At 48.7% G+C, this 17627-nt stretch carries 14 protein-coding genes and 3 rRNA genes; 9 read left to right on the top strand and 8 right to left on the bottom strand.

Going from position 1 to position 17627, the window contains the following annotated elements; translation table 11 throughout:
* Positions 1-155 precede the first annotated feature (155 nt).
* The 5 genes from MSMTP_RS14175 to phoU all read left to right on the top strand — a co-directional run bounded on the left by MSMTP_RS14175 (position 156) and on the right by phoU (position 4542).
* Positions 156-1043 (top strand): PstS family phosphate ABC transporter substrate-binding protein, encoded by an 888-nt coding sequence (locus MSMTP_RS14175; RefSeq protein WP_048180676.1) that lies wholly within the window; start codon positions 156-158, stop codon positions 1041-1043.
* 64 nt (positions 1044-1107) lie between these two features.
* Positions 1108-1998: a phosphate ABC transporter permease subunit PstC gene (gene pstC, locus MSMTP_RS14170; RefSeq protein ID WP_048180674.1), complete on the top strand. Its 891-nt coding sequence runs from the start codon at positions 1108-1110 to the stop codon at positions 1996-1998.
* Between the two features lie 2 nt (positions 1999-2000).
* Positions 2001-2858: a phosphate ABC transporter permease PstA gene (gene pstA, locus MSMTP_RS14165; protein WP_082090633.1), complete on the top strand. Its 858-nt coding sequence runs from the start codon at positions 2001-2003 to the stop codon at positions 2856-2858.
* 34 nt (positions 2859-2892) lie between these two features.
* Positions 2893-3669 carry a phosphate ABC transporter ATP-binding protein PstB gene (gene pstB, locus MSMTP_RS14160; protein WP_048180670.1) on the top strand — a complete coding sequence of 259 codons (777 nt, stop codon included), beginning with the start codon at positions 2893-2895 and terminating at the stop codon, positions 3667-3669.
* 222 nt (positions 3670-3891) lie between these two features.
* A complete protein-coding gene (gene phoU / locus MSMTP_RS14150; protein ID WP_048180665.1) occupies positions 3892-4542 on the top strand; it encodes a phosphate signaling complex protein PhoU in 651 nt (216 codons plus the stop codon).
* A 157-nt stretch (positions 4543-4699) separates the two neighbouring features.
* Here phoU and MSMTP_RS20245 read toward each other — a convergent pair whose 3' ends face one another.
* Entirely contained in the window at positions 4700-4834 is a 135-nt protein-coding gene (locus MSMTP_RS20245) for a hypothetical protein (protein WP_255350981.1), read from the bottom strand.
* 10 nt (positions 4835-4844) lie between these two features.
* Here MSMTP_RS20245 and MSMTP_RS14145 point away from each other — a divergent pair, with 10 nt between their 5' ends.
* Positions 4845-6248, top strand: a complete 1404-nt coding sequence (locus MSMTP_RS14145; RefSeq protein WP_048180662.1) for a dihydroorotase — start codon at positions 4845-4847, stop codon at positions 6246-6248.
* 116 nt (positions 6249-6364) lie between these two features.
* Here MSMTP_RS14145 and MSMTP_RS14140 read toward each other — a convergent pair whose 3' ends face one another.
* The 3 genes from MSMTP_RS14140 to eif1A are packed head-to-tail and all read right to left on the bottom strand — an operon-like array spanning position 6365 to position 8032.
* A complete protein-coding gene (locus tag MSMTP_RS14140) occupies positions 6365-6913 on the bottom strand; it encodes a KH domain-containing protein (protein WP_048180659.1) in 549 nt (182 codons plus the stop codon).
* On the bottom strand, positions 6910-7698 hold the full coding sequence (locus MSMTP_RS14135; protein WP_048180655.1) for a serine protein kinase RIO: 789 nt from the start codon (positions 7696-7698) through the stop codon (positions 6910-6912). Before MSMTP_RS14135 ends, MSMTP_RS14140 begins: the two co-directional genes overlap by 4 nt.
* 1 nt (position 7699) lies before the next feature.
* The gene (eif1A, locus tag MSMTP_RS14130) at positions 7700-8032 is read right to left on the bottom strand and encodes a translation initiation factor eIF-1A (RefSeq protein WP_082090632.1); all 333 of its coding nucleotides are present in this window, start codon (positions 8030-8032) and stop codon (positions 7700-7702) included.
* Positions 8033-8745: 713 nt separating this feature from the next.
* Here eif1A and MSMTP_RS14125 point away from each other — a divergent pair.
* The 3 genes from MSMTP_RS14125 (at position 8746) to rrf (ending at position 13532) form a co-directional block, all read left to right on the top strand.
* Positions 8746-10220, top strand: a 16S ribosomal RNA gene (locus MSMTP_RS14125).
* A 190-nt stretch (positions 10221-10410) separates the two neighbouring features.
* Positions 10411-13323 (top strand): 23S ribosomal RNA (locus MSMTP_RS14120).
* An 87-nt stretch (positions 13324-13410) separates the two neighbouring features.
* Positions 13411-13532: ribosomal RNA gene (rrf, locus tag MSMTP_RS14115) — 5S ribosomal RNA — on the top strand.
* Together the 16S, 23S and 5S rRNA genes form the textbook arrangement of a ribosomal RNA operon.
* A gap of 446 nt (positions 13533-13978) precedes the next feature.
* Here rrf and MSMTP_RS14110 read toward each other — a convergent pair.
* The 4 genes from MSMTP_RS14110 to MSMTP_RS14095 form a co-directional block, all read right to left on the bottom strand.
* On the bottom strand, positions 13979-14479 hold the full coding sequence (locus MSMTP_RS14110) for a YIP1 family protein (protein WP_255350980.1): 501 nt from the start codon (positions 14477-14479) through the stop codon (positions 13979-13981).
* A 329-nt stretch (positions 14480-14808) separates the two neighbouring features.
* A complete protein-coding gene (locus MSMTP_RS14105) occupies positions 14809-16194 on the bottom strand; it encodes a sodium-dependent transporter (RefSeq protein WP_048183687.1) in 1386 nt (461 codons plus the stop codon).
* Positions 16195-16867: 673 nt separating this feature from the next.
* Entirely contained in the window at positions 16868-17221 is a 354-nt protein-coding gene (locus MSMTP_RS14100; protein ID WP_048180646.1) for a nascent polypeptide-associated complex protein, read from the bottom strand.
* A 79-nt stretch (positions 17222-17300) separates the two neighbouring features.
* Positions 17301-17618 (bottom strand): iron-sulfur cluster assembly accessory protein, encoded by a 318-nt coding sequence (locus MSMTP_RS14095; protein ID WP_048180643.1) that lies wholly within the window; start codon positions 17616-17618, stop codon positions 17301-17303.
* Between the last annotated feature and the right edge of the window lie 9 nt (positions 17619-17627).

Here is a 17627-nt window from a genome sequence, read left to right as displayed (position 1 = left end):
TTTTATTACATTTATATTTATATTATATATTCCTCTATACTATATGTGGCAAATGTTTATATATAAACTCTTTTCTTAGTGTGATGTGTTAGAAAACTCTGCAACTGCTATAGATTCTTATCTTGGTACATATTTATTGGAGGAATATTTACAACATGGCACATTTAAAAACTTATGCGGTCCTCACAGTTCTCTTGATGGGGCTCGTTTTTTTGGGAATCGGATGTACCGATAATGAAGCCGGAGAAGAAGGGGCTCCTTCAGAAGAAGCTCCTGCAGGCGAAGCACAGGGAATTTCCATCAAGGGTTCGGACACGGTTCTCCCTCTTGCTCAGTATGAAGCTGAACAGTTCATGATAGAATATCCCGATAAGAGCGTTACCGTAACTGGCGGCGGATCCGGTGTGGGAATTGCTGCCATGATCGACGGGGAAGTTGATATTGCAACAGCTTCCAGGGAAATGAAGGGTTCCGAGTTTGAAAATGCCGAAGCAAACGGGATCACACCCCTTGAGCACGTGGTTGCCTTTGACGGGATCTCTGTTGTGGTCAACCCTGAGAACCCGGTTTCCGAGCTTACTTTTGACCAGATGCGTGGGATCTACAACGGAAGCATCAGCAACTGGAATGAAGTGGGTGGAGAAGACAAGGAAATCGCTGTAATGTCCAGGGACAGCAGCTCCGGGACTTATGAATACTTCAAGGAAGCTGTACTCCTTGAGGACGAATACCGGCCTGATGCTCTCACCCAGCCTACAACCGGGGCTATAGTAAGTGAAGTTTCCATGAATCCCAATGCAATCGGATATATCGGTGTCGCATACCTTGATGACAGCGTAAAGGCTGTCAGTGTGGATGCCGGGGAAGGCTTCGTATACCCGAACCCTGAGGACATCATCAGCGGCGATTACCCTCTCTCAAGGCCCCTCTACTTCTATACCGATGGGGAGCCCGAGGGTCTCACAAAGGAATTCGTTGATTTCGTAATGAGTGAAGAAGGGCAGAACCTGGTCATTGAAGTCGGGTACTTCCCTGTTCAGTGAGCCTCCAAACAGGGCTTCAAAAGTATGACTCGAAAAATGAATCAGGGATTTTAAGGGAAAAAGAATGTTCAACAGGAATTATAGGGAAAAGACGATTGAATTCGTGCTCTTTGCAGTGAGCGCCCTGACAGTCGTCATTCTTTTCCTTATATGCCTTTTTTTATTCAGGGACGGTTTAACCCTTTTTGAAGACGTGCCGTTTTTGAGCTTTTTAACCGGCAAATTCTGGTACCCTACATCCGTAAATGCACAGTTCGGGCTTTTGCCTTTGTTTTTGGGCTCACTGATCGTGACTGCGGGGGCAATCCTTTTTTCCGTACCTCTGGGGGTCGCTTCTGCCATCTTCATCTCTGAACTGGCAAATCCCAAAGTTGCGGATTTCCTCAAGCCCTTTGTCGAGATCCTTGCAGGCGTTCCTTCGGTTGTATACGGGTTCTTCGGGCTTGTCGTGCTGGTCCCCTTTGTCCGGGAGACTTTCAACCTGCCCACCGGGCAGACCGCTCTTGCAGGTTCCATTATGTTAGGGCTCATGGCACTTCCCACTATCATCTCCATCTCCGAAGATGCCATCAGTTCGGTCCCCGGTTCCCTCAAGCAGGGTTCTCTTGCCCTCGGGGCTACAAGGTGGCAGACCATCTACAAAGTAACCGTTCCCGCGGCACTTTCCGGGATTTCGGCTGCCGTGATGCTCGGCATGGGCAGGGCAATCGGGGAGACCATGACTGTCATGATGGTGACCGGAAACACGGCTGTTATCCCCTCTTTCCCGGGTGGGATCCTGGACCCGGTAAGGACAATGACCGCCACTATAGCGCTCGAAATGGGGGAGGTCCCTCAGGGCAGTGACCATTTCCATGCCCTGTTTGCAGTCGGGTCCGTACTTTTCATTGTCACGTTCCTTATCAACCTGCTTGCGGACGCAATCAAAAAGAAATACAGGTTTAAGGTGGACTGAGCATGGGCCTGAACGCAAAAACCAGTGAAAAGATTGCCTTTGCCTTTTTGACTCTTGCAGCGTTAACGGTCGCAGGCTTTGTGCTTGTTATCCTCTATTACATAGTCTCCAACGGGTACAGTGCAATCAGTATTGAATTCCTGACTGAAATGCCCCGCAAGATGATGACCGAAGGCGGGATCTATCCGGCAATCGTGGGCACGGTATATTTGATCATCGGCTCAATGCTGGTGGCGCTCCCTATGGGAATCCTGGCTGCGATCTACCTTACCGAATATGCCGGGGAGAACCGGACCACCTGGGCCATAGAAATGGCAATAAACAACCTTGCAGGGACACCTTCCGTGGTCTTTGGGCTTTTTGGCCTGGCTATGTTTGTCAAGTACCTCGGGTTTGGCCCTTCGCTCCTTTCGGCTTCCCTGACCCTTGCCCTCCTGATTATCCCGGTGATTATCCGCTCCAGTGAGGAAGCCCTTCTTGCGGTCCCCCCGGAATACCGGGAATCCTCCCTTGCGCTCGGGATCAGTAAGTGGCAGACCATCAGGCATGTGGTGCTTCCGGCTTCCATTCCCGGAATAGTTACGGGTTCCATTCTGAGTATAGGGAGGGTCGCAGGAGAGACTGCTCCGATTTTGCTTACCGGGGCTGCTTATTTCCTGCCGAGGTTGCCTGACTCGGTCTATTCCCAGTTTATGGCGCTTCCCTACCACCTCTTTGTCCTTGCCACCGCAGGGACGAACATCGCCCAGACCCGGCCTCTCCAGTACGGGACTGCACTTGTCCTGCTTATGATCGTGCTCGCCGTAAACTTTGTTGCAGTGCTGGTCCGCAGGTATTACCGGCAAAAATTGAAAATTTGATTTGAGTTCTAACATTAGATTTGAGGCACATTAAATGACCGAAGCTATCCAAAACGTAGCAAATCCCCAGATTGAGGTCAAAGACCTGAATCTCTGGTACGGGGAAAAGCAGGCCCTTAAGAATATCAACATCCGGATCCCTAAAAACAGTGTAACTGCTTTTATAGGTCCCTCGGGATGTGGAAAGTCTACTTTCATCAGGTGTCTGAACAGGATGAATGACCTTATTAAGAGCTGCAGGATTGAAGGTGAGGTTTCAATCGAAGGTAAGGACATCTATGGGCCAGGTGTGGATGTCGTAGACCTCCGGAAGCAGGTTGGTATGGTTTTCCAGAAACCCAATCCTTTCCCGATGTCTATATATGACAACATTGCATACGGCCCGCGCATTCACGGAGTGAACAAAAAGGATCTCGAAGGTGTAGTGGAGCACGCGCTTCGCTCGGCGGCTCTCTGGGATGAAATTTCGGACAGGATCCGGTCTCCTGCCTTCTCCCTTAGCGGGGGGCAGCAGCAGAGACTCTGCATTGCCCGGACAATGGCCGTGAAACCCGAGATCATTCTTTTCGATGAGCCTTGCAGTGCCCTGGACCCGATTTCCACGGCGAAGATCGAAGAACTGATCATGAATCTGAAAAAGGACTACACTATAGTAATCGTGACCCATAATATGCAGCAGGCTGCCAGGATCTCGGATTATACTGCTTTTTTCCTGATGGGGGAGTTGATTGAATTCGGGAAAACGCGGCAGATCTTTGAAAATCCCGCAGAAAAGAGTACCGAGGATTATATTACCGGAAGGTTCGGTTAACCGTAATTTTCTTGATTGACTATGCTTCCCATAATCGCGAAAACTTCGTGCCGGCTGCAATTTGCCAGTCATAAAATTTTTGAGTATGGCAGCTCAATACTATATATGGTATATACCCAATTTGACGTATCTCCCACATATATAGCTTCTATATCACACCTAAATCTCATCCTGGCATCTCAAGGTGTGGTAGGTAAAGGTGTGGCAGGTAAAGGTGATTAAATGGTTCGAGAAACATATTTACAGCAACTGGCCTTGCTGAAGGAATCTGTCCTCTCCCTGGGGGAGCTTGCAGAGAAAATCCTTCACGATTCCATGGAGTCGGTCATAAACCTTGACCTGGAGCTTGCCCGCGAGACCCTTGACCTGGAGCCGAAAGCGGACAGGCTTGAATACAAAATTGAAGTTACGATTAATGACCTGATAGCATTACAACAGCCTCTTGCAGGCGACCTCAGGCTTGTGGTGAGCGCCCTTAAAATTTCGGCGGACCTCAGAAGGATTGTGGGGCTTTCCATCAATATCGCAAAGATTCCCGGGAAAATCGAAGGCGGGCATTTGAAACCTCTTGTGGACACCAGGAGGATGGGGGATATTGCAGAGGAAATGCTTGCAAATTCCCTCAAAGCCTTTGAAACCCAGGACCCTGACCTGGCCAAGGGCACTGCTGCCCTGGATGATGATGTTGATAAGCTCTTTTATTCGGTCTGGGTGGAACTGATCGAAATGATGGCAAAAGATCCGAGCATCGTTTCCAAAGCAACTCATCTGCTCTTCCTGATCCGCTACCTGGAAAGAATTGCAGACCACTGCTGCAATGTGTGTGAGAGTGTGGTCTACCTTAGCACCGCTGAGAGAATTAAGCTGAACTGATTGGTTTAGTTTATTGGTTTAGTTGATTGTTTTAATTGATTGGTTTAGTTTATTGGTTTAGTTGATTGTTTGAATCGATTGGTTGAATTAGTTGGCTTATCTGAGAGGGCTTTTCCCGCTTTTCTTCTTCATTTTTTCATTTTCTACTTTTTGGTTTTCATCTTCCTTCTGGTTCTTTTTCACTCATCTTTGGAGTTTTCTTCCCCTCTTCAGGTTGTTTTTTTGCCTGCTTTTTGTTCCCTTTTTTTAAAATCTCCGATGATGTACATAATTTAAGTACGGTTTTGAGCATATAGACGCCCATGCCTGATGTCCTGATTAAAAACACAAGGATTTATTACGATAATGTTCTCCAGCCAGCCGAAATCATAATTGAGGACGGCAAGATCGCGAAAATCGGAAAAGACCTCCGGGTCTCAAGTTCGGATATGATCATAGATGCTGAGGGGGCTCTTACCCTGCCTGCGGGAATTGATGTGCATGTCCACTTCAGGGACCCCGGGATGACGTCCAAGGAAAACTGGCACACAGGGTCCTGTGCGGCGGCTGCGGGGGGAATTACCACTGTCATAGACCAGCCAAACACCGTTCCTCCTACCACTGACCGCCGTTCTTTCGAGCAGAAACTCAAGGTTGCCCGGAAAAAATCGATCGTTGACTTCGGGATTAACGGGGGGGTTACCGGGAACATCGATAAACTCAAAGAGCTCTGGAAGCTCGGGGTTACGGCTTTCGGGGAGATCTTCATGGCTGAGTCCACAGGTGGGCTCAATATCAATGAGGAAGATTTTGAAGAGGCCCTGGCTGAGATTAAGCGCCTGGATGCCCTTGCCTCCATCCATGCCGAGGACGAAAAGGTGCGCCTTGAACTGGAGGATATGCTGAAATCGGACAGTTCCTATGAATACCACTCAAGGGTACGCCCCAACTTCTGCGAGGCGGGGGCAGTCCAGAAAGCCATGGGGCTCATAAATGCTCTCGAGGTCAGGGCTCATTTCTGCCATATAAGCACCCTGGAGGCTATAGGGATCATCAGGAAAGAAAAGTACCTGGCAAGAAGGGATCAAAAACAGCCCCTTTTCTCCTGCGAAGTCACCCCACACCACCTTTTTCTCTCAACACATGACTGGGAAAGGCTCAGGTCTTTCGGAAAGATGAATCCTCCTCTCCGGAACATGCAGAGCATCAAGGCTCTCGCAAACGGGCTGAATGACGGGACCATCGATCTCGTGGCTTCCGACCATGCTCCGCACCTGGAGTTCGAAAAAGATACGGATATCCGTGCAGCTCCTGCGGGAGTCCCTGGAGTCGAGACGCTGATGCCTCTCATGCTTGCGGCAGTCAGGAAGAATATCCTGCCCCTCGGGCAGATGATCAGGCTTACGAGCTGGAACCCTGCAAGAATTTTCGGGCTGGATAAGCATTTCAAGGGCAGGCTTGCCGTAGGTTTCGATGCTGACCTTATGATCGTAAATCCCAGGGAACTCCAGCCCGTCAGGGGTGATATGCTGCACAGCAAAGCCGGATGGACACCTTTTGAAGGTATGGACGGCGTGTTCCCGCGTTACACGCTCTCAAGGGGGGAAGCCCTCTGGATGGAAGAGTCAATTACTGCAAAACCCGGAAGGGGCAATTTCCTGGAAGGCCGTGGGAAAATGGCTGGAGATGATGACTATTTAGAGGATGAGTTGGAAGCAGATGAGTGACTGACTGACTGATTGACTGAATAAATTGAAAAAAGCTAGGTCGGAGAAGCAGGTAGTTTACTAAAGGAAATGTGAGGTCCCGAAAGCTGGGACCCCCTTCTTTCCAGTCTTTATTTTCAGTAGAGGTCTATTGAGTCGAGCTGGGACTGCAAAAGTTCCTGGTGTTTTTTCTCGAGGAACTTGTATACTGTGCCGTGGGGGGCGCCATCGATGAGCATCTGGATGGCAGTCCGGATTATGGTGTTTTGCTCTGCGTATCCCAGTATGGCAACGGTTTTTCCGTATACTGAGATCTTGACGCCTATCAGGGATTCTGCGAGTTCTCTTGTCCTCCCGTTTCTCCCGATGATTCTTCCTTTTAGTCTCTGGAGTTCCTTTTGGGTGTGGGCAATATCGGATAGGTCGATAATCTCAAGCATGAGCATATCGTCGTCCAGGATCCTGAGGGCTTTTTCGGGGCTGAATCCCCTGCCTATAGCTTTCAGGGTTTCAAGAGTCCTGAATTCCTTTAAAGGGTCTTCCTCACAGGTGATGTCGATTTTCCCGCTTTCACTGTCAATGTCGATTTGACAGGTGGTTTTTTCTTCGATCAGATTTTTCATTTCCCCTTTCGGACCTATGATTACTCCGATCCGTTCTTTTGGGATTTTGACATACTGGGTCATGTTATTTTCGCCTTTATTTTTGAGGTAAGTTCTTCCGGGCTTTCTTTTATCCCGAAGCGGCTGAAGTATCTCAGGATATTCAGCACGTCCCTGTGCAGGAACTCCCGTGCGTTGGGGTGTTCCAGGGTTACGGACTGTCCCATGTCAATAAAAACAGGGCTCAGGTCCTTAGGGTCTATGAGGATGTTGTATTCGCTCAGGTCGGCATGCACCAGGTTCGCTTCCGTGTAGAGAAGCCGCATATACTCTACGATTATATCGTAAATCTGCCGGGCTTCTTCTTTTCCCAGAGCTACGTTCTTCAGTAGGGGGAAGGGGACTTCGTTTTCTCCCATAAATTCCATTATAAGGATGTTCTTTTCAGCTATTATAGGTTCTGGGACACGTACTCCTGCATTTTTTGCGCGTATGAGGTTCTGGGATTCCTTGCGGGTCCAGGCAAAGACGATATCTCGCTTTTTATGCCGGATATTTACGAAGCGAGGGTCCTTCATGATGTAGGCGTCCATGGCCTTGAAGGTGCTTGAGCTTATTCTGTATATCTTTACCGCAAGTTCGCGTTCCGGACCCTCGGCGTGGAATACATTTGCTTCTTTCCCTGTACTGATGGACCCTCCCATTGCTTCTATTATCCCCTTTTTCGCCAGGTTGTAGAGGTTTTTCAGGGTGGGAATGTCAAAGACATTTTCTTCCACCTTCAGGGAATCGGAGTCTTTTTCCCTGACGCGCAGGTTGTCAGTGGCTGTGTCAATGCGCCTGACTTTTTTTTCTAGCTCTTTTTTCATGTTATCCTTTCAGGTATCCTTTCCTTTCAAGCCAGTCTACCTGGGGCCTTGTGTACTTCCAGATTACATCAGCTTTCTCGTTCTGGAATTCCCAGGGTGTAACGATGACCAGGTCTCCTTCCCGGATCCAGGTCCTTTTTTTCATGGAACCCGGAATTCTGCCCATCCGTACGACTCCATCCATACAGCGGAGTTTCAGGCGGTTTGCACCGAGAAGGCTTTCAACCGTTGCCAGGATTTCGTTGTTTTCCCTGCGCGGGGTGCGTACTCTTGCCACGGGTTCTTCGGTGGCGCCAGCCTTGCCTGGAGGTTTTCTTAATTGAGCCAGTTCGATACCTCTTTTATTTATATTTTGGATTTTTTTAATATCCTTTTATTTTCTGTATACTTAACTAGCATTATATGTCGTCTTTGGACTTTAAGTTTATTCGTTCTGCTGACTCTGAACTTTATGTTGTTATTTTAATCCTGCGCTTTTCTGCTTTCTCTTTTATTTTTTTTGTTTGCCTCTTTTCCCTTAAATTTCTCCCAATCGTAAGTTATTTATATGGGGTGTGCCATTGTGATGTCCTGCGCGTAACACAAACGCGAGCCGCTCTGGAGGTCTAATTTCTCGGGTGGTGTTCGGAATTTGCCAAAAACAAATCCTTTAAATGTCAGGGGCTTGTTTTCGAAAAAATTTCCCGAACGAAAAGCTTTATATACTAAACGGATGTACTATGAATCCCAGTCAGCATGAGTCGAAATGTGCTGGCAGGTTTTTTGTCGTGGTATCTGGGTCGAAGTGTCCTTTATGTTCAAAGGGCAAATGACAACCTTTATATATCATGGACACATACATATATATTCCTGCACTATAATTTGTGCAGTGCTTACAAGTTATCATTTAATGGAGACTGAAGCTTTTTTCAGTCTGACGAGGATTTGTCGGTTCGGTTAATTCTGGTCGGTGGTTTTTACAAACTATCGAGACTCTGGAAATAGCTGAATTGGCTTTTTGTGCAGTTTCAACGACCAATTTCTTTAGAACAAGTGTGCGATACATTAATTCTGGTTGATCCTGCCAGAGGTTACTGCTATCGGTGTTTGCCTTAGCCATGCGAGTCAAATGTTCTTCGTGAACATGGCGTACTGCTCAGTAACACGTGGATAACCTGCCCTCAGGTCTGGCATAACCCCGGGAAACTGGGGATAATTCCGGATAACGCATATGTGCTGGAATGCTTTATGCGTCAAAGGTCCTCCGCCTGAGGATGGGTCTGCGGCCTATCAGGTAGTAGCGGGTGTAATGTACCTGCTAGCCGACGACGGGTACGGGTTGTGAGAGCAAGAGCCCGGAGATGGATTCTGAGACATGAATCCAGGCCCTACGGGGCGCAGCAGGCGCGAAAACTTTACAATGCGGGAAACCGTGATAAGGGGACACCGAGTGCCAGCAACATTTGTTGGCTGTCCACGTGCGTAAAATGCACGTGTTAGCAAGGGCCGGGCAAGACCGGTGCCAGCCGCCGCGGTAACACCGGCGGCCCGAGTGGTGATCGTTATTATTGGGTCTAAAGGGTCCGTAGCCGGTTTGGTCAGTCTTCCGGGAAATCTGTCAGCTTAACTGATAGGCTATCGGGGGATACTGCTAGACTTGGAACCGGGAGAGGTAAGAGGTACTACAGGGGTAGGAGTGAAATCTTGTAATCCCTGTGGGACCACCTGTGGCGAAGGCGTCTTACCAGAACGGGTTCGACGGTGAGGGACGAAAGCTGGGGGCACGAACCGGATTAGATACCCGGGTAGTCCCAGCCGTAAACGATGCTCGCTAGGTGTCATGCATGGTGCGACCGTGTATGGTGCCGTAGGGAAGCCGTGAAGCGAGCCACCTGGGAAGTACGGCCGCAAGGCTGAAACTTAAAGGAATTGGCGGGGGAGCACAACAACGGGTGGAGCCTGCGGTTTAATTGGACTCAACGCCGGAAAACTCACCGGGGGCGACAGCAATATGTGGGCCAAGCTAAAGACTTTGCCTGAATCGCTGAGAGGAGGTGCATGGCCGTCGCCAGTTCGTACTGTGAAGCATCCTGTTAAGTCAGGCAACGAGCGAGACCCGTGCCCACTGTTACCAGCATGTTCTCCGGAACGATGGGTACACTGTGGGGACCGCTGATGTCAAATCAGAGGAAGGTGCGGGCTACGGTAGGTCAGTATGCCCCGAATCTCCCGGGCTACACGCGGGCTACAATGGTCGGGACAATGGGTCCCTTCCCCGAAAGGGGTTGGCAATCTCACAAACCCGTCCCTAGTTCGGATCGAGGGCTGTAACTCGCCCTCGTGAAGCTGGAATCCGTAGTAATCGCGTTTCAATATAGCGCGGTGAATACGTCCCTGCTCCTTGCACACACCGCCCGTCAAACCACCCGAGTGAGGTATGGGTGAGGGCACGGACATCGTGCCGTGTTCGAACCTGAATTTCGCAAGGGGGGTTAAGTCGTAACAAGGTAGCCGTAGGGGAATCTGCGGCTGGATCACCTCCTAAGCTAAAGAAACTGCCACCGGCCAGAGGCCGAAAAACCGACAGATCCTCAACCCTATTCATATTATACTCAATGCACCCGTCGAATGATATCGCCGGGGAAGGATGGATTGTCTGCTTCCGTAGCTGGAAGCCGGCGTGTGAAGTCATGTATAGGTGCTGTATACTGGACGCTTACTGGATCTGGTTAGGTATAACTGGAGTTATGCCGCCAGGTGGATGGCTCGGCTCAAGAGCTGATGAAGGACGTGCCAAGCTGCGATAAGCCTGGGCTAGGCGCATGGAGCCTATGAACCCGGGATTTCCGAATGAGACCTCTCCTAGTGATCAGTAATGATCGGGAACGCCCCGAATTGAAACATCTTAGTAGGGGCGGGAAAAGAAATCAATTGAGATGCCGTAAGTAACGGCGAGTGAAACCGGCACAGTTCAAACCGAATCCCTTCGGGGACATGTGGTGTTATAGGGCGGTTCTCACGGTTCAGTGATTAAGTCAAACTTGTCTGAAACGGCAGACCATAGAGTGTGATAGTCACGTAGACGTACCCTCACTGAACTTGGACCTGTCCCTGAGTACCGTGCGTTGGATATCGTGCGGGAATTTGGGGGGCACCAACCTCCAAAACTAAATACTCCTTGAGACCGATAGCGAAATAGTAGGGTGACCGAAAGCTGAAAAGTACCCCGAGAAGGGAGGTGCAAAGTGCCTGAAACCTGGTGGCGATAGTACGATACGGCACGCAAGGATCTCTGATGCGAAGGAAACAGCCGTGAGGCTGCAGTACGAGCATCACTGCCGGTGTCGTATCTTACGTTTTGAAGAACGGGCCAGGGAGTGTATCTCGGTGGCAATGGCTAACCTTTTTATCTGGGCAGCCGAAGCGAAAGCAACATGTGCGCAACTCTTCTGAGTGAGGCACGGCGTATACAAGTGCGTGGAGTCACCGGGTTACGACCCGAAGCCGGGCGATCTAGGCGTGGGCAGGTTGAAGCGTGGCGAAAGCTACGTGGAGGACCGCAAGCGGTATTGATCTGCAAATCATTCGTGTGACCTGCGTCTCGGAGTGAAATGCTAATCTAGCCCGGCATCAGCTGGTTCCTTCCGAAACATGTCGTAGCATGACCTGATCTGAGATCGTCGGTGGAGTAGAGCACTGATTGGTGGTCCCGGGGGAGAAATCCCTCAACCGCTTGTCAAACTCCAAACCCACCGTCATCGTAGACGATCGGAGTCCGGACTGCTGGGGTAAGCTTGTAGTCCGTAAGGGAGACAACCCAGCCCGTGGTTAAGGTCCCCAAGTGTCGACTAAGTGTTAACGCTAAAGGGCGTCCTAAGCCCCAGACAGCTGGAAGGTTAGCTCAGAAGCAGCTACCCTTTAAAGAGTGCGTAACAGCTCACCAGTCGAGGTTTGGGGCCCCGAAAATTGACGGGGCTCAAGTCGACCACCGATACCACGGAGTACCGTAAGGTAATCTCGTAGGAAGGCGTTGTGTTCGGGCGGAAGCTGGGCTGTGAAGTCCAGTGGACCGTTCACAAACGAAAATCCTGGTAATAGTAGCAGCATAGCAAGGTGAGAATCCTTGCCGCCGAAGGGGCCAGGTTTCCTCGGCAATGTTCGTCAGCCGAGGGTTAGTCGGTCCTAAGACGTACCGTAATTCGAGTACGCCGAAAGGGAAACAGGTTAATATTCCTGTACCATTTAACACTAAAGCCTGACGTTTTGGGGCAGGTTGAGCGGCGTCGTCGCGCCGTCTAAGCACCTAACCCCGTGGAGAGCCGTAATGGCGAGAAGCGGGCGAATGTGTTATGGCGCAAGTCAGCTTCACCCCGGAACCCGTGAAAAGGGCAGTTAAATGTCCGTACCGAGAACTGACACAGGTGCCCCTAGCTGAAAAGGCTAAGGCGTGTCGGATCAATTCAGTTAAGGGAATTCGGCAAATTAGCTCCGTAACTTCGGGAGAAGGAGTGCCTGCTGTGTAGACAGCAGGTCGCAGTGACCAGGGGGCTCTAACTGTCTAATACCAACATAGGAGATCGCAAACCCGTAAGGGCTAGTACGATCTCTGAATCCTGCTCAGTGCAGGTACCTGAAACCCCGGTTCAACGGGAAGAAGGGCCTGTAAACAGCGGGGGTAACTATGACCCTCTTAAGGTAGCGTAGTACCTTGTCGCTTAATTGGCGACTTGCATGAATGGATCAATGAGAGCCCTACTGTCCCTAACTGGAGTCCGGTGAAGCTTACATTCTAGTGCAAAGTCTAGAGACCTCTAGGGGGAAGTGAAGACCCCATGGAGCTTTACTGCAGCCTGTCGTTGTGTTGTGGTTTTGGATGTACAGTGTAGGTAGGAGACATCGAAGCGGGTGCGCCAGCATCCGTGGAGTCGTCATTGGGACACTACCCTTCTGAGACTATGACCCTAACTCCGCGAGGAGGACCCCGATAGGTGGGCAGTTTGCCTGGGGCGGGACGCCCTTGAAAAGATATCAAGGGCGCGCAATGGTTGACTCAAGTGGGTCGGAAACTCACTGAAGAGTGCAAGAGCATAAGTCAGCCTGACGTTAATCAGCACAGCAGTGGTTGACGAGACGAAAGTCGGTTCTAGCGAACTTTTGAGCCTGCTTGGTGCGGGCCAAAAATGACAGAAAAGTTACCCTGGGGATAATTGTGTCGTTGCCGGCAAGAGTACATATCGACCCGGCAGCTTGCTACCTCGATGTCGGTTCTTTCCATCCTGGCTGTGCAGCAGCAGCCAAGGGTGAGGTTGTTCGCCTATTAAAGGAGATCGTGAGCTGGGTTTAGACCGTCGTGAGACAGGTCGGTTACTATCTACTAGAGGTGTTTGAAGTCTGAGGGTAAGCTGCTTTTAGTACGAGAGGAACAGAGCAGCGGCGCCACTGGTGTACCGGTTGTCCGACAGGGCATGCGCCGGGCAGCTACGCGCTACGGAATAAGAGCTGAATGCATCTAAGCTCGAAATCCCGCCTAAATAAGAGACTTCGTTAAGGTTCCCGGTACAAGACCGGTTTAATAGAAACGGGATGTAAGCACCAAGGCAACGAGGTGTTCAGTCCGCGTTCACTAACCATCCGTTCCGGTTTACCATTTTCCAGATCCAGGCGAAATCCAGTATGCAGCACTGTTATACATGACTATTCATTCACATTTTCCAATCCATTTTACAGGTTGAGTATGGCGGCCATAGCGGCAGGGCAACTCCTGTACCCTTTCCGAACACAGAAGATAAGCCTGCCTGCGTTCCACACTGTACTGAAGTGCGCGAGCCTTCGGGAACTCTGGCACGCTGCCATATTCACCTTAATCTACTCCCTTTTTCTAACAAATTTTGTTTTTAAGAGTTTTTACTATGTTTTTTGACTTTTCTTTACTTTATCATTTATCCGATTCTCAATTTTTTGTCCGCTTGATCAAGCGCAGCGAGTGAAACGGACAGCGTACTTCCGTGTCGCAACTCGGAGAAGATAAGCCTGCCTGCGTTCCACACTGTACTGAAGTGCGCGAGCCTTCGGGAACTCTGGCACGCTGCCATATTCACCTTAATCTACTCCCTTTTTCTAACAAATTTTGTTTTTAAGAGTTTTTACTATGTTTTTTGACTTTTCTTTACTTTATCATTTATCCTATTCTCAATTTTTTGTCCGCTTGAGCAAGCGCAGCGAGTGAAACGGACAGCGTACTTCCGTGTCGCAACTCGGAGCTTTCAACTTTATCTCTAAATAGTTCTTTAGGTCTTCCTCCTTAAGTCAGGACCTCCATGCCAGCATACAGGGCCACCAGTGGCATGGTGATTACAAAGATCATTATAGCTGGCAGAAGCACTAATAAGGAGGACTTCCCAAGGATTATGTTATGGACGAAAGTGCTCCCTATGCCATAAAGGTATACACTATATAGTCCGAAGATTATTCCTATATACGGAATCCAGGCTAACGACAGTACGGCAGTCGCATAGGCTGTAATTCTAACCGTTCCTTCGTAAGTCCCTGATCCTCCCAGGGTTCTGAACAAAAAATAGAGAATAGCCGCTTCAATAAATAGAGATATTGTACCTGCAATCGGGGTAATTATTATAGACGCAGGCACCATAAAAGAAGGCAGTTCCCCTTGAAAGGGAAACATACTCCGATTAAAGACCATTGTAAATAAACCGTAGATTGCAAAGCTAATTCCTGCGAATTTTATCGGGTCGCTATAGCCTCCTTCTCTTGGCATATTCTGATAAAAACCCGGAGAATTCAAAACGACCTCTTTCCATGTTCCAATATATCCTATAGGACCACCCCCCCTTTCCTAATATCCCTTTCCTAATATGTTATATATTTATTTAAATAGATTTATTTAATTAACCGGGAAAGTTGGTTCAGCTAAAGACGCTGAAGTGAACTATCTGAAAACCTTTTTTACTCCGGGGGGAGCTGTTCAGGGTGATGATTATTGGGGGGATTGGACTCGATATGCTCCGGGAAAAGAACAAACTGGTAACTCCACAAAAAACCAGGATCGCCAAAAATAGAAAAGTGCTGGCTTCAGGTCTGATTACCCGAAGCCTCCTTCTTTTTTTCAGTTTTTCATGCGAGAAGCTTCAAAATGACGTCTTTCCAGCCCATGACAAAGACTATCAGGATGATCAGGGGGAGGACATATGTCACATATGGTTTGATCCATTTAGGGAACTTGATCCCTTCCCCGGTGTCAGCTTCCTTTATGAAGTTGCTCCAGCCCCAGCCAAAGCCGTTGGTACAGAAGAGCACAAAGACCAGGGCTCCCAGGGGCAAGAGGTTGTTACTCAGGATAAAATCTTCGAGATCCAGCACAACCGTACCTTCTCCCAGAGGGGCAAAGCTGCTCCAGGGCCCAAAACCGAGAGCACAGGGCAAAGAGAGAATGAAGATTCCAATCCCGTTTATGAGGGCGGCTTTCTTTCGGGTCCATCCCCATTCGTCAATTGTGAAGGCCATGATGTTTTCAAAGACGGCAATCACGGTTGTCATGGCTGCAAAGGTCAGGAACAGGAAGAAGAGAGTTCCCCATATCTGGCCTCCGAGCATCTGGTTAAAGATGTTTGGAAGGGTAACGAAGACCAACCCGGGTCCTGTTCCTACGTCCACTCCGAAAGCGAAGGCCGCGGGAAAAATTACCATGCCTGCAAGCAGGGCAACTATCGTGTCAAGCGCCATTACGTGCAGGGACTCTCCTGTCAGGGAACGTTCTTTACCTATGTAGCTCCCGAAAATAGCCATGCTTCCTATCCCCAGACTCAGGGTGAAGAAGGCCTGTCCCATGGCGGCGTAAATAGCTTCCCCGCTAAGGCTTGAAAAGTCCGGCTTCAGGTAGAAGGCAAGGCCTGCCGAGGCTCCAGGAAGGGTAACGGATTTGGCTACCAGAATGAGAAGCATGATGAACATGCCGGACATCATTACTTTTCCTGCTTTTTCTACTCCTTTCTGAAGTCCCAGGGAGCATATGAAAAAGCCCATGACGACCACAATTGCCATCCAGAATATAAGTTCTCCAGTGCTGCCAAGGAATGCCCCGAACATGGATCCTATTTCTGCCGGTTCCAGTCCGTTGAAAGCTCCCGTAGCTTCCCTATATAAATAGGCAAAACCCCAGCCTGCTACTGTGGTATAGAACATCATGAGGATAATGTTTCCAAGGATTCCTAGATAGCCCACTATATGCCATTTGCTTTTCGAGGGTTCCAGGGCTCTGATTGCACCTGCAATGTTTTTACGGCCTGCCCTTCCGATGGAAAACTCCATTATCATGATAGGCAGCCCGAGCAATAACAGGAATACAAGGTATACCAGAACGAAAGCAGCTCCCCCGTATTTTCCGGTAATGAAGGGGAAGCGCCAGACGTTCCCGAGCCCTATTGCGCATCCGGCCGAGATTAATAAAAAGCCGATCCGGCTCGCAAGCTGCTCTCGCTCATCAGTTTTTATTTCTGACATCTTTTTTTCTCCTGAATGCTGCATTCTTTCATCCATTCAGTTCCTTTTTTTAGTTAGGGATGTTAGCATAACATTAGTGATCTGTAGTGTCAAATGATTTTTCTCCGGATCGTGTCCAACGGTTCAAATATTATCTTTTTTATAATAATGGGTGTTATGTTATGTTCTACGATGCCATACTATGTAAAATCATGTCACACCGTGCCCATTAATGTAGAATTAATAACTTATTCTTTTAAAAACATATCTTTTTTATATTAACTGAGATTGGGGGTTGATGTGTTGAGAAGAGCATTTTTGTATAAAAATCATCAAAGTGTTTATTCGGGATATCATTCATATGGAGTTTTATTTCAGAATAGTTGAATTCTGCCTTATAGTCTGATTCGACCCTAATTTGTAAATCTTGTACATTTGGTGCTGGCTGTCGGATTGGGTTTCAGAACAGTTCCGGAATGGGCTGGATAATTAATAATTTCAAAATTGTATATTTTGTACAGTTGGCACTGGCTGTCGGATTGAGTTTCAGAAAAGTTCCAGAATGAGCTGGATAATTAATAATTCCAAAAAAGGGAAATATTCCAAAATCCAGAAAAGGGTTGTTTAATACTCTACAAAATTAAATTCAGCCGCCTCTACTATTAAATCCAGTAATCTCTAAAATTAAAGGAAATCAGGCAGAAGAGAGTGCCACGATGGCTTCTGCCAGATCTCCGGTTGAGTTTTTGAGGGCTTCACGGGCTTCTTCTTCGGAGACGCCTGTCTGCTCCATTACAAGTTTGATGTCGTCTTCGGGGATATCCAGTTCTTTGGGAACTTCCCTTGCGTCACCGACGATTTGATAGGTGTCCGAACCCTGAACCGTCATGATGGTGACGTTTGCGTTTTCAATAATTATATTGGAGTCTGCGGTTTTTATAATTATTTCTTCAACGTCGTTGAGTTCCCTTGTGTTTATCCCCATCTGTTTCATCATCTGTTTCATTTTAGCCGGGTTCATACCCCGGCCTCCCATGCCTGGAAACATAAGATCCCCTTCTCCTTTTTTTTAAGTTTCCGCGTTCTTCTTCAATAAGATGCTTTTATCTGCAGTTTGATGTTGCTATTTAGTGGCATCCGCCGCAGGTTCCGCATCCACCGGCGTTCGGGTTCCGGATCAGGAATCCCTTGCCGTTTTCATCCTCGACAAAATCGATGCTGCCATCGGGGAAGTTTTTCTGGATGTCCTTTGCCATAACAAGCTTGATACCATTGCTTTCCATTGTTACGTCGTCTTCCTTTATTTCTTCGTCAAGGGCGAGTCCGTACTGTGGGCCGCTGCAGGCTATTCCGGCAACGAAAATCCTGAGAGCAATGTCTGGCTTGTTTTCCTGGTCAAGCAGTTCTTTAAGTTCGGCGGCTGCTCGGTCTGTTACTTCGATCATTCTATATAC

The sequence above is a fragment of the Methanosarcina sp. MTP4 genome, assembly GCF_000970045.1.
Classification (GTDB): domain Archaea; phylum Halobacteriota; class Methanosarcinia; order Methanosarcinales; family Methanosarcinaceae; genus MTP4.
The sequence above is the reverse complement of the archived record's forward strand: the minus strand, read 5'-3'. Positions and strand labels throughout refer to the sequence as shown.